The sequence below is a fragment of the Massilia sp. YIM B02769 genome (assembly GCF_030411995.1).
Lineage (GTDB): Bacteria > Pseudomonadota > Gammaproteobacteria > Burkholderiales > Burkholderiaceae_D > Telluria.
In genome coordinates this window covers 505,522-518,163 of the sequence record NZ_JASNRC010000002.1, presented here as the reverse complement: position 1 = coordinate 518,163, position 12,642 = coordinate 505,522, and the positions used below count along the sequence as shown (strand labels likewise).

Sequence of the window (12,642 nt, the reverse complement as noted above, 5' to 3'; positions counted from 1 at the left end):
GTCAAACCGCTTGTTGTTACCAGGTCTTGGTGAACGTGACGCGGAACGAACGCGGCTCGATCGGGTGGAAGTGGATGTCCTCGACCGGTTCCGCCTCGCCCGCCAGCTGCGACGCATAGTAGTAGTCGATGGCCGAGGCGCGCCGGTTCGCGAGATTGAAGCCCTCGAACTCGACCTGCATGTCCTTGCCGATGCGGTAGCCGATGCGCCCGTTCAGCGTGGCGCTGGCCTGCGAGCGCACGCTGTTGTCCTCGATGAGCGGACGCGGGCCGAAGTAGCGCAGGCGCAGCGCGCCCGACCATGGGCCGAGCTTGTCGACGGTGAGCGCCAGCTGGCCCACGCCCTCCACCGCGCCCGGGATCCGGTCGCCATCCAGGTTGGCGCCGCGCGAGCGCGCCCGCGCAAACGCGGCGTCGAAGTCGACCGACAGCCATTTCAGGGGCCGCCAGTAGTTCGAGAACTCGATGCCGTAGCGGCGGCTGGCGTCGCCCGCTTCGGTCATGCCGGCGTCGCCGATGTAGGTGAGTTCGGAATCGAAGTCGAGACGGTACAGCGACACCGCGGTCTGCATCTTCGGGATCGCTTCGGTACGCAGGCCCAGCTCCATGCCGCGCGAACGCACCAGCCCCGGCGCGCGTTCGACGGCCTCCAGCGTGGCCGGATCGATCCCCGCCACCGTGCCGCGCGCATCGTTGCTGTGGAAGCCGTGGCCGTAGTTCACGTAGAACTCGGTCGATTCGAACGGCGCCAGGATCAGGCTGAACGACGGGCTGACCTGCGTGTCGCTCGTGCGGCCGGTGTTCTCGCGGCGGTCGCTGCGCACGTCGAAGCGGTAGCGGTCGGCGCGCAGGCCGGCCACGGTGCGCACCATCTCGCCCCAGCGCGTGGCGCTCTCGACGAACAGGGCGCCGCTGGTCTCGACGATATGGTCTTCGCGCGTGGTGCTCAGGCGCTGGCGCGCGCGGGTGTTGTACAGGCCATTGAAGATGTTGTCGTTCTGGAGGCGCGCGCCCACCGTCAGGTCGGAGGCGACCGTGTCGCCACGGTGCACGTGCCAGGTCTGGCTGGCGTCCACGCCGCCCGTGACGCGCCGGTCCGGCTGGGCGAACTGGTCGCCGTTCTCCGGATCGTTCATCACATACGTAAAATTCGAGAACAGATCGAGCTGGTTGCGGATCACGTAGGCGCTCAGCTTGGCCGCCGAATCGGCATCGGTCTGGCGCCAGATACCCGACAGGCTGTAGCGGCGCGCGTTGCCGCCGTCGGTGTCGTCGATGGCATCGAAGCGGCCGATGCGGCCATCTTCCACTGCGCGCAGCGGGATCTGGTCGGTGGCATTCCAACGGCCGCGGTAAGCCATGGCCGTGACGCTCCAGCCGTTGTTGGCGAAGCCGCGGCTGTAGCGCAGCACGGCGTTCGTCTTGCGGTAGTCGTCCGGGCGGGTCCACGGGCCGTCGTTCTTCATCAGCTCCAGCGCATACAGCAGGGTGCCGCCCGCGACTTCCGGCGAGCCGGCCAGCATGCCACGCGCGAAGCCGTCCTGGCCGACGGTGACGCTGGCGATGTCCTTCACCAGGCGGTTGGCGTAGCTGACCTGGGCGCTGCCGGCCGAGGAGAAGTCGCCTTCGCGCGCGGAATAGGGGCCCTTGCGGTAGTCGAGGCGAGCGACCAGTTCCGGGATCAGGAAGTTGACGTCGGTCCAGCCCTGGCCATGGGCATGGCTGCGCTGATTCACCGGCATGCCGTCGACCGTGGTCGCGAGATCGGTGCCGTGGTCGAGGTTGAAGCCGCGCAGGTAGAACTGGTTGGCCTTGCCTTCGCCGCTGTGCTGGCTGGCGATCAGGCCCGGCATCGCCTCCAGCATTTCGCCGGGGCGGTAGACCGTGCGCGCGGCCAGTTCCTTCTGGCCGACGGTGCCGGCATTCGCGGAATCGGCGATGCCGAGTTGGCTCATGCGCGAACCTTCGACCAGCACGCGCTGCAGCACGAGGTCGTCCGCCTGCGCGGCGTGGTGGATGAAGAATGCGGCCAGGGCCAGAGCAAGGGGAAGAGGGCGAAGCTTGGTCATGTGTTGCTTATCGGGTCGGCTGTTCGGGATTGCTGCGGTCGAAGCTCAGGGTGCGCACGGCATTGCCTTCGTTGAGGTTCACGGTATTCACCTGGTCGGGCAGGAAGTCGACCAGGATCGCGTTGTGGATGAAGCCGGCCTTCCACAACGGGGTCTGTTCGATTTCCTGGTAAATGGTGACGCGCTCGGCGTCGGCCGTCATGCCGACCCAGCGCACGCGCAGGCGCGTCTTGTCCGGGCCCAGCACCTGGAAGCGCGCCTCGACGTACTTGCGCAGCACGTCCTGGTCGTCGGGATCGGTCAGGTCGAACTGGCGGCCGTACAGGTTGGCCAGCAGCGCGTCGATGTCGTGCGCCATGTAGGTGTGCACGATCTCGGTGCTGCCGGTGCGGGCGTTGAACGAGACATCGGCGATGCCCGCGTGGAAGCGGTGCGCCGATGCCAGCGTGCTGGCGCACAGCAGCAGGACGCAGGCGAGCAGTCTGAAACGGTTCATCATTGCGCGGCCTTCGGTGTGTCAGCGTTCTTCAAGGGCGTGTTGAAGTCCTTCATCAGGTCCGGCTGGCTGCGGTTGGTCTTGAACAGCTCCAGGCGCGATGGATTCACCTTGCGCGGCCAGGCGTTGTTGTCGACGTTGATGTCGGCCGTTTCCCAGTACGGGTCTTGCGTCAGGCCGACCATCGGCTCGTCGGTGACGATCAGTTTCGTGATCTTCTTCGGCGAATAGCGCCAGACCTCGGCCGGGATGCGCTCGATGGTCTTCTTGCCGCTGGCCAGCTGGATCTCCAGCACCAGCGGCGTCACCAGGCCGCCGACGTTGGTAAAGTCGACCAGGTACAAATGCTTGCCCGAGCTCAGGAGGNGCGCTCGATGGTCTTCTTGCCGCTGGCCAGCTGGATCTCCAGCACCAGCGGCGTCACCAGGCCGCCGACGTTGGTAAAGTCGACCAGGTACAAATGCTTGCCCGAGCTCAGGAGGGCCTTTTCCCAGTCTTCCAGCTTCTCTTGCTGTTCGTTGAACTTGTTGCGGTCGGCATTCGTGACGGTGAAGTCGTCGTGCTCGTTGTAGAAGTCCTTCAGCTCAGGGTGGGCATCGACGCGGCGCGGCATGCCCTGGTTGCGCTGCTCGGTGAGCGAGGTCGGTTCGGCATCGCGCAGCTTGCGGCGCCAGGCTTTTTCAAGTTCCGGATTCTGCGAGCTGACCGTGTATTCGCTGATGCCGTCCACGCTCACGTCCACCGCGTCGGTGGTGTAGAACCAGCCGCGCCAGAACCAGTCGAGGTCCGTGCCCGAGGCATCTTCTATGGTGCGGAACAAATCGGCCGGCGTCGGGCGCTTGAATTTCCAGCGGCGGCCGTATTCCTTGAAGGCGAAGTCGAACAGTTCGCGGCCCAGCACCGTTTCGCGCAGGATGTTCAGGGCGGTGGCCGGCTTGGCATAGGCGTTCGGGCCGCGCTGCAGCACCGACTCCGAATTCGTCATGATCGGCGTCTGGTTCCGGCTGCGCATGTAGTCGACGATGTCGCGTGGCTCGCCGCGGCGCGCAGGATAGTCTTCTTCCCAGGCGCCTTCGGCCAGGAACTGGAGGAAGGAATTCAAACCCTCGTCCATCCAGGTCCACTGGCGCTCGTCGGAGTTGACGATCATCGGGTAGTAGTTGTGGCCGACCTCGTGGATGATCACGCTGATCAGGCCATACTTGGTGGCCTTCGAATAGGTGACTTCGCCGGTCTTCTTGTCCTTGGTCGGACGCGGGCCGTTAAACGAGATCATCGGGTATTCCATGCCGCCGATCGGGCCGTTCACGGAAATCGCCACGGGATACGGGTAATCGAAGGAATACTTGTTGTACTGCTCGATGGTGTGGATGATGGCCTGCGTGGAGTACTTCTCCCACAGCGGATTGCCTTCCTTTGGATAGTAGGACATGGCCAGCACGTCGCTGTCGCCGCTCTTCAAGCCTTGCGCATCCCAGATGAACTTGCGGCTCGAGGCAAAGGCGAAATCGCGCACGTTCTTCGCCTTGAAGCGCCAGGTCTTGGTGGTGGTGGACTTCGTTTTCTCGGCGGCTTCCGCCTCGGCCTGGGTCACGATCAGGACCGGCTTCTTCGCCGTGCGCGCCTGTTTCAGGCGCTCGCGCTGGGCAGCGCTGAGGACTTCGCCGGCGTTCTGCAGTTCGCCGGTGGAGGCGACGATGTGGTCGGACGGCACCGTGATCTCGACGTCGTAGTCGCCGAACTCCAGCGTGAATTCGCCATCGCCCAGGTACTGCTTGTTCTGCCAGCCGGCCACGTCGTAGTAGGCGGCCATGCGCGGGAACCACTGGGCGATCTCGAACAAATCGTTCTTGTCTTGTTTATCGAAACGCTCGAAGCCCATGCGGCGGCCGATCACGCTCGCTTCGGGGATGTTGAAGCGCCATTCCATGGCGAACGACACCTTCGCGCCCGGCTTCAGGGGCTGGGGCAGGTCGATGCGCATCATGGTCTTGTTGATGGCGTAGTGCAGGGGGCGGCCGTCGCTGCCCTTCACGCTGGCGATCTGGAAGCCGCCGTCGAAGGCGCGGCTCTCGTAGGCGAAGCGGATGGCGTCGAACTTCACGCCGTCGGCGCCGCCCTTTTGCCAGGCCTCGCGCGAGGGGATGGTCGAGATGTTGCGGTTGTCCGAGTCGCCGCGGAACATGTTCTGGTCCAGCTGGACCCACAGGTAGTGCAGGGTGTCCGGGGATTTGTTGTGGTAGGTGACGGTGCCGGCGCCGCTGACGGCGCGCTTGGCTTCGTCGAGCGTGGCGCGCAGCTTGTAGTCGGCGCGCTGCTGCCAGTATTCGTGGCCAGGGGCGCCGGAAGCGGTGCGGGTGGTGGTGGGCGTGGGCAGCAGTTCGTCGAGCTGGCGGAATTTATCGTCGAAAGGCTCGGCGGCGTGGGCGCTGGCGGCCAGGGCCAGGGTCAGCGCGATCGAGCGCGCGAGGTGGTTCATGTTCATGAATTGTCGCTTCGTTTAAAACAAAACAACCGGTGGCCGCGCTCTATGCGCGACCACCGGCTTGGATCGTACGGTGGGCACTTTGTGGTGCCGGCATTTAGCCGGCCCCACTGCCCACGCGGTTACGTGCGTGTGATGTTTGTGTTGGCGGTGATGACCCGCTCGACACATCAAGCAGGGCCGCAGGCCGTTGCAAGCGTTTCGAGTGACACCTTGCGGCAGCGGGCTCGCGGAACCGTGCGTACCGCGTGGGCACGGAGTGCCCACCGTACGGGTCAAGGCTCGCGGCCCGAGTACAACCTGCGGCCCGCATCGGCCAACAACCCGATTTACTGCACCGGCGGCACCGTCTCCTTCTTCGGCTCTTCTTTCGCAGCGGCGTCCTTCTCTTCCTTCGTCTTCAGCTTGGTATTGAAGTCCTTCATCAGGTCATTGCCACCGCGTTCGGTTTTGAACAGTTCCAGGCGCGACGGGGTCAGCTTGCGCGGCCAGGCGTTGTTGCTCTGGTCGATGTCGGCAGTTTCCCAGTACGGGTCCTGGACCAGACCCGTCATCGGCTCGTCGGTGACGATCAATTTCGTGATCTTCTTCGGCGAGTAACGCCACACTTCAGCCGGAATGCGCTCGATGTACTTCTTGCCGCTCGCGAGCTGGATCTCCAGCACCAGCGGCGTCACCAGGCCGCCGACGTTGGTGAAGTCGACCAGGTACAAATGCTTGCCCGACGAGAGCAGCGCCTTTTCCCAGTCTTCCAGCTTCTCTTGCTGTTCGTTGAACTTGTTGCGGTCGGCATTCGTGACGGTGAAGTCGTCGTGCTCGTTGTAGAAGTCCTTCAGCTCGGGGTGCGCATCCACGCGGCGCGGCATGCCCTTGTTGCGCTGGTCGGTCAACGATACAGGCTCGGCATCGCGCAGCTTGCGGCGCCAGGCTTTCTCGGTTTCCGGATTCTGCGAGCTGATGGTGTACTCGCTGATGCCGTCGATGCTCACGTCCACCGGGTCGGTGGTGTAGAACCAGCCGCGCCAGAACCAGTCGAGGTCCGTACCCGAGGCGTCTTCCATGGTGCGGAAGAAGTCGGCCGGGGTCGGGCGCTTGAATTTCCAGCGCTGGGCGTATTCGCGGAAGGCGAAGTCGAACAGGTCGCGGCCGAGCACCGTCTCGCGCAGCACGGTCAGGGCGGCGGCCGGCTTGGCGTAGGCGTTGTTGCCGAACTGGAGGACCGACTCCGAGTTGGTCATGATCGGCACCTGGTTGCGGCTCTTCATGTAGTCGGTGATCAGGCGCGGTTCGCCGCGCATCTCCGGCCACTGCTCTTCCCAGGCTTCCTGGGCCAGGGTCTGCACAAAGGAGTTCAGGCCCTCGTCCATCCAGGTCCACTGGCGCTCGTCGGAGTTGACGATCATCGGGAAGTAGTTGTGGCCCACTTCATGGATGATCACGCCGATCAGGCCATACTTGGTGCGCTTCGAGTAGGTCAGCTCGCCGGTCTTCTTGTCCTTGGTCGGACGCGGGCCGTTGAACGAGATCATCGGGTATTCCATGCCGCCCACCGGGCCGTTCACCGAGATCGCGGTCGGATACGGATAGTCGAAGGAATACTTGTTGTACTGCTCGATGGTGTGGACGATCGCCTGGGTCGAGTACTGCTCCCACAGCGGATTGCCTTCCTTCGGATAGTAGGACATCGCCATCACGTCGGTGTCGCCGCTCTTCATGCCCTGGGCGTCCCAGATGAACTTGCGGCTCGACGCGAACGCGAAGTCGCGCACGTTTTTCGCCTTGAAGCGCCAGGTCTTGGTGGTGGTGGCTTTCGATTTCTCGGCGGCTTCCGCCTCGGCCTGGGTCACGATCACCACCGGCTTCTTCGAATTCTTGGCCTTGGCCAGGCGGTCGCGCTGGGCGGCGGTCAGGACCGAACCCGGGTTCTGCAGCACGCCGGTCGAGGCGACGATGTGGTCGGCCGGGACCGTGATCTCGACATCGTAGTCGCCGAATTCGAGCGTGAATTCGCCGGCGCCCAGGAACTGCTTGTGCTGCCAGCCATACACGTCGTAGTAGGCCGCCATGCGCGGGAACCACTGGGCGATCTCGAACAGGTCGTTCTTGTCTTCGTCAAACTTCTCGTAGCCCGAGCGGCCGCCGAGCACCTTCTGCTCGTTGATCTTGTAGTTCCACTCGACCTCGAAGGCGAAGCGCTGGCCCGGCTTCAGGGGCGTCGGCAAGTCGATGCGCATCATCGTGCCGTTGATGGTGTGGGCCAGCTGGCGGCCGCCGGCCTTCACGCCGGTGATCTTGAAGCCGCCGTCGAACGTCAGGCCCTCGAAGGTCGTGCGCAGGGCGTCGAACTTCATGCCTTCTTCCGGGCTGCGCGGCTTGGCCCAGGCGTCGCGCGGGACCGAGGTGGCGGTGCGGCGCGCGCCGGAGTCGGGCTTGTAGATGTTCTGGTCGAGCTGCAGCCAGAGGTAGTTCAGCGTATCAGGGGAGTTGTTGTGATACGTGATGGTCTCGGCGCCGCGGATCGCGCGGTTGGCTTCGTCCAGGGTGGCGCGGATCGTGTAGTCGGCGCGCTGCTGCCAGTAGGCGTGGCCAGGGGCGCCGGAGGCGGTGCGGATCGTCGTTGCGGTCGGCAGCAGCTCGTCGAGCTGGCGGAACTTGTCGTCGAAAGGTTCGGCCGCAAAGGCGGACGCGCCGAGGCATAGCGCCGCCAGCGCGAGTGGCAAACGGATCATGTTTCCCCTGTTTTTATGATGGATTTTGGAGAAAGTATTCTAATCGTATCTTTCGAGCAAGCCTTGGCTGATTTGTAAAAAAGCTGATACATGAGGCGGGGATGCGACGGGGGGAATGTTCGCTGGCGTGTCCGTTGATGATGTGGCGCGAACGTTTCCCGTACGGTGGGCACTCCGTGCCCACGCGGTACGTGCGTGTCCTTGCACTTCGTGCCGTGATTTGTCGCCCGCTGTCGGTAATCTTGGCCACGCAGCACCGTCCATCGCATGCTTTGCGGGCGATCTCTCACTGTCGCTGACTACGGATATGTGCGTAGCCGCGTGGGCACGGAGTGCCCACCGTACGGTTGACGATCCGGGTTTTATGACGCGCCGTTTGCCATCACGGGGATCACTGCGCGCAAGATCTGCAGGCACGCCGGCCCAAGCAGCACCACCAGCAAGGCCGGGAAAATGAAGAAAATCAGCGGAAACAGCAGCTTGGTCGCGATCTTCGCCGCGTTCTCCTCGATCAGCTGGCGCCGCCGTGTGCGCAGCTGTTCCGACTGCACGCGCAGCGCCGTGCCGACGCTGGTACCAAAACGGTCGGCCTGGATCAGCATCTTGACCAGCGCGTCCACATCCTCGACCCCGGTGCGCAGGGCCAGGTTGCGCAGCGCCTTGTCCTTGCCGCTGCCGGCGCGCATTTCCAGCGTCACCAATTGCAGCTCCTCGGCCAGCACCGGCGACTTCAGGCCGATCTCGGCGCCCACGCGTCCCAGCGCGGCGTCCATCGCCAGGCCGGCTTCCACGCATACCGTCATCAAATCCAGCGCATCCGGGAAGCTCTCGAAGATCTCGCGCTGGCGCAGTGTCACGCGGCGCTTGAGCACGATGTCGGGTGCGTAGTAGCCGCAGGCGGCCGCGCCGACCAGCCACAGGAAGGTCAGCCCGGCCGGGCGCGTGCCGTCGTGCGGCAGCAGCAGGAAGACCAGCAACGGCAGGCCGAGCGTGAGCGCGGTCTTCCCGGCGTGGAACAGGCCGGGCGTGCCCGGGTCGCGCCAGCCGGCGTTGATGAAGCGCAGGCGCATCGGCGAGCTCTCCCAGCCTTCGGCCGGTACCGACAGCTTGGCCAGCGGCGCGGCCAGGCGCGCCAGGCGCTCCAGCCAGCCGCCGCCGGCAGCCTCGGCGTCCAGGCTCGCCGTGCCGGCTTCGCGCTCGTCCAGGTTCGACAGGCGCGCCTTGACCGGGTCGCGCGTCATCAAAAGCAGGGCCAGCACGCTCGCGCCGAACACCAGCACGAACATCAGGGCCAAGAACAGGATCTGGGACTTGTTCATCATCGTTCTCTACATGCGGATGCGCACGATCTTGCGGATCGCCAGCACCCCAACCACCATCATCACCGCCGCGGCGCCCAGCATCTTGCGTCCGGCCGGATCGGTCCAGAGCACACTCATGGTCTGCGGATTCGCGGCCGTCATCATCGCGCCCGCGCCGAAGGGCAGCAGGCACAGCACCCAGGCCGAGATGCGGCCCTCGGCCGACAGCACGCGCACCTGGCCGGCCAGCTTCTGGCGGTCGCGGATGATCGCGCTGATCGAGGACAGCAATTCCGTCAGGTTGCCGCCGCTCTCGCGCTGGATCAGCACCGCGACCACGAAGTACTGCAGGTCCATCGACGGCACGCGCCCGGCCAGGCTGCCGAGGGCGTCGGCCATGGCCACGCCGAAGTTGACCTCGTCGAAGGCGGCCTTGAATTCCTCGCCCAGCGGCGCCGCCACTTCGTCGGCCACCAGTTTCAACGCGGTCGGGAAGGCATGGCCGGCGCGGATCGCGCGGCTCATCATGTCCAGCGCGTCGGGCAGCTGGCGCTCGAACTGCGCCAGGCGTGCCTCACGTGCACGGTTCAGGCGCAGCAGCGGCAAGCCGGCGCCCGCCGCCGCGCAGGCCAGCACGCCGGGGAAGGGCAGGCGCAGCACCAGTGCCAGCAGCAGGCCGATTGCAAAGGCGCCGCCGCACATGGCGAGCAGGCCGGCAACCAAGCCCTTCGCGCCGGCCTGGACCAGCATGCGGTCCAGTGTGCGCACGCCCGGCAGGCGGCGCAGCAGGGCATCGAACTCCGGGTTCTCGCTCAGGCGCCGCTCCTTGACGATGGTGATGTCGGACTGGCGTACCTCGTTGCCGATCACGCTGCGCAGGCGGCGCGCGATACGCTCGGCTTCCGGGCTGCGGTGGACTTGCCAGCCGGTCCAGATGCCCCAGACCAGCAGCATCACGGCCGCGAACAGCAGCACGATGAAGAGAAGGAAGGTCGTGTTCATCAGCGCGGCTCGAAGACCTGCGGCGCCAGGTTCACGCCAAACGTGCGCAGGCGTTCGGCAAAGCGCGGACGCACGCCGGTGGCGCTCGCATGGCCAAGCACGGTGCCATCGTCCGCCACGCCGGTCTGCTTGTACGCAAAGATCTCCTGCATGGTGATGACGTCGCCTTCCATGCCGGTCACTTCCGAGATCGACAGCACGCGGCGCTTGCCGTCGGTCAGGCGCGCCACCTGCACCACCACGCCGACGGCGGAGCTGATCTGCTGGCGCATGGCCTTCGGCGGCAGGGTGCCGGCGGCCATGCTGATCATGTTCTCCAGGCGCGTCAGGGCGTCGCGCGGGGTATTCGCATGGATGGTCGCCATCGAGCCTTCGTGGCCGGTGTTCATCGCGCCCAGCATGTCGAGCGCCTCGGCGCCGCGCACCTCGCCCAGGATGATGCGGTCCGGGCGCATCCGCAGGGCGTTGCGTACCAGCGCGCGCTGGGTGACTTCGCCCTTGCCCTCGATGTTCTCGGGGCGGGTTTCCAGGCGCACCACGTGCGGCTGCTGCAGCTGCAGTTCGGCCGCGTCTTCCACCGTCACGATGCGCTCGCTGGCGCCGATGAAGCCGGAGATCACGTTGAGCATGGTGGTCTTGCCGGAGCCGGTGCCGCCCGAGATCAGGATGTTCACCTTGGCCTTGCCCAGGCCTTGCAGCACCTCGGCCATGTCGGCCGTCATGCTGCCGTAGGCTACCAGGTCGGCCAGGCGCAGCGGGTCGGCCGAGAAGCGGCGGATCGACATCACGGCGCCGTCGATCGCCAGCGGCGGGATGATCGCGTTCACGCGCGAGCCGTCCGGCAGGCGGGCGTCGACCATCGGGCTCGACTCGTCGATGCGGCGGCCCACGCGCGAGACGATCTTGTCGATGATCTTCATCAGGTGGGCTTCGTCGGTGAAGGTGACGTCGGTCAGCTCCAGCTTGCCGCGCCGTTCCACATACACCTGCTTGTGGGTGTTGACCAGGATGTCCGAGACAGTCGGGTCTTCCAGCAGCGGCTCCAGTGGACCCAGGCCCAGCATCTCGTTCTGGATGTCGCGCGTCAGGGTCTTGCGCTCGGCGTCGTTGATGACGACCAGCTCTTCTTCCAGCAGGCGCTCGACCAGCAAACGCAGCTCGGCGCGGATCTGGTCCTGCGACAGGCGCTGCATGCTTTCCAGGTCGATGCGGTCGAGCAGGGCTTCGTGGATGCGGCTTTTCAGCTGGTGGTAGGCGCGGTTGTCGATCGGGCCGCGCTGCGCGTTCGGCTTCGGTGCGCTGTTGCCGAGGCGTTCGCGCAGCGAGGCGGTGGGCAGGCTCATGCTCATATTCATTATGCGGCTTCCTTCCTGTCGGTCGCACGGCGCTTGAACAGGCGCGCCACCAGGCCGGCGCTCGCTGCCGGCGCCGCTTCGCCGGTCAGGCCGCGCGCCATGTCCATCAGGGCCGCGCTCAACGGGCTGGTTGGGGCCAGGCGCGTGACCGGCACGCCCTGGTTCACCGACTTCGCTGCGGCGTCGTAGTGGTTCGGCACGGTGCGCAAGGTGCTGCCGTCGAATGCCTCTTCCAGGTCCTTCATGCGGATGTCGCTGTTGTTGTCGTGGCGGTTCACGATCAGCTCGACCTTGTCCTTGCCGTAGTCGAGATTGCGGAACACGGTCAAGAGGCGCTTGCCGTCGCGGATGTAGGGCAGGGTCATCTGCAGCACCGGATAGATGGTGTCGGCGTGGTCCAGCGCGCGGATGCTCACCGGGTCCAGGCTGCGGCCCACGTCGAGCACGATGAAGTCGTACTGGCGGCGCGCCAGCTTGACGATGGCATCGATGTGCTCGGGTTTCACGTCGCTGGCATGGGCCGGGTCGGACGGCGCGGCCAGGATGCTGTAATTCGGCGTGACGGCGACCATGCTCGAGGCCAGGAAGGAGGGGTCGAGGCGGTGGATCTGGGTCGCCACGTCCGACAGGGTCGCCAGCGGCTTGGTGTCGGAGACGAACAGCGAGGCGTCGCCGAACTGCAGGTTCATGTCGATCAGCGCCACGCGCTTGCTGCCGCCGCTTGATAAGGCATAGGCCAGGTTGGTGGCCAGGAAGGTCGAGCCGCTGCCGCCCTTGCAGGAGATAAAGGCGAGCACCTTGCCCTGGGCACCGCCCTGGCTGCCCAGCTTTTCGGCGATGCGGTCGAGCGACTGGATCAACACCGCCGCGCCGGGCGCGGCCGGCAGCACTTCGCGCACGCCGGCGCGCATGGCGCGCAGCAGGAAGTCCTGGGACAGGTCGTTCGACAGCGCGATAAAGGCAAGGCGCGGGAATAGGTGGCCGATGCGTTCGAGCTGGTCGAGGTCTTCAGCGTCCAGGCGCGGCTGGTCCACCACCAGCACGTCGGGGATGGCGTCGTCGGCCAGGGTCGACAGGCGCGCCGGGGTGCCGGCGATCATGTCGACTTCATCAAGACCGGGACGGCTGCGCAACTGGCGCGCCAGGTCGATCAGGTTGCGCTCGTCGCGCGAGAGGACTGCGATTTTCACGGTGCTTCCTTCTCAG

Annotated in this window: 7 protein-coding genes and 2 pseudogenes; all 9 read right to left on the bottom strand. The window is 65.5% G+C overall.

Annotated elements, in window-relative coordinates; translation table 11 throughout:
* Nucleotides 1–16 precede the first annotated feature (16 nt).
* The gene (locus tag QPK31_RS05035) at nt 17–2,068 is read right to left on the bottom strand and encodes a TonB-dependent receptor (RefSeq protein WP_290421845.1); all 2,052 of its coding nucleotides are present in this window, start codon (nt 2,066–2,068) and stop codon (nt 17–19) included.
* 7 nt (nt 2,069–2,075) lie between these two features.
* Nucleotides 2,076–2,564 carry a DUF6702 family protein gene (locus QPK31_RS05030; protein ID WP_290421844.1) on the bottom strand — a complete coding sequence of 163 codons (489 nt, stop codon included), beginning with the start codon at nt 2,562–2,564 and terminating at the stop codon, nt 2,076–2,078.
* Nucleotides 2,564–2,839: pseudogene (locus tag QPK31_RS05025) on the bottom strand (aminopeptidase); the annotation flags it as partial. The gene QPK31_RS05030 and the pseudogene QPK31_RS05025, both read right to left, overlap by 1 nt.
* 99 nt (nt 2,840–2,938) lie before the next feature.
* Nucleotides 2,939–5,049 (bottom strand): annotated as a pseudogene (locus tag QPK31_RS05020) (M1 family metallopeptidase); the annotation flags it as partial.
* Nucleotides 5,050–5,378: 329 nt separating this feature from the next.
* Complete coding sequence (locus tag QPK31_RS05015) at nt 5,379–7,778, bottom strand: M1 family metallopeptidase (RefSeq protein ID WP_290421841.1); 2,400 nt, start codon at nt 7,776–7,778, stop codon at nt 5,379–5,381.
* Between the two features lie 362 nt (nt 7,779–8,140).
* Nucleotides 8,141–9,097, bottom strand: a complete 957-nt coding sequence (locus tag QPK31_RS05010) for a type II secretion system F family protein (protein ID WP_290421840.1) — start codon at nt 9,095–9,097, stop codon at nt 8,141–8,143.
* Between the two features lie 9 nt (nt 9,098–9,106).
* Nucleotides 9,107–10,081 carry a type II secretion system F family protein gene (locus tag QPK31_RS05005; RefSeq protein WP_290421839.1) on the bottom strand — a complete coding sequence of 325 codons (975 nt, stop codon included), beginning with the start codon at nt 10,079–10,081 and terminating at the stop codon, nt 9,107–9,109.
* Nucleotides 10,081–11,424 carry a CpaF family protein gene (locus QPK31_RS05000; protein WP_290421838.1) on the bottom strand — a complete coding sequence of 448 codons (1,344 nt, stop codon included), beginning with the start codon at nt 11,422–11,424 and terminating at the stop codon, nt 10,081–10,083. Before QPK31_RS05000 ends, QPK31_RS05005 begins: the two co-directional genes overlap by 1 nt.
* A gap of 11 nt (nt 11,425–11,435) precedes the next feature.
* Nucleotides 11,436–12,626, bottom strand: a complete 1,191-nt coding sequence (locus tag QPK31_RS04995) for an AAA family ATPase (RefSeq protein WP_290421837.1) — start codon at nt 12,624–12,626, stop codon at nt 11,436–11,438.
* Between the last annotated feature and the right edge of the window lie 16 nt (nt 12,627–12,642).

Coding starts and splice junctions, on each gene's coding strand:
- QPK31_RS05010 (WP_290421840.1), bottom strand. CDS start 9,097: ATGAACAAGTCCCAGATCCTGTTCTTGGCCCTGATGTTCGTGCTGGTG.
- QPK31_RS05035 (WP_290421845.1), bottom strand. CDS start 2,068: ATGACCAAGCTTCGCCCTCTTCCCCTTGCTCTGGCCCTGGCCGCATTC.
- QPK31_RS05005 (WP_290421839.1), bottom strand. CDS start 10,081: ATGAACACGACCTTCCTTCTCTTCATCGTGCTGCTGTTCGCGGCCGTG.
- QPK31_RS05015 (WP_290421841.1), bottom strand. CDS start 7,778: ATGATCCGTTTGCCACTCGCGCTGGCGGCGCTATGCCTCGGCGCGTCC.
- QPK31_RS05030 (WP_290421844.1), bottom strand. CDS start 2,564: ATGAACCGTTTCAGACTGCTCGCCTGCGTCCTGCTGCTGTGCGCCAGC.
- QPK31_RS05000 (WP_290421838.1), bottom strand. CDS start 11,424: ATGAGCCTGCCCACCGCCTCGCTGCGCGAACGCCTCGGCAACAGCGCA.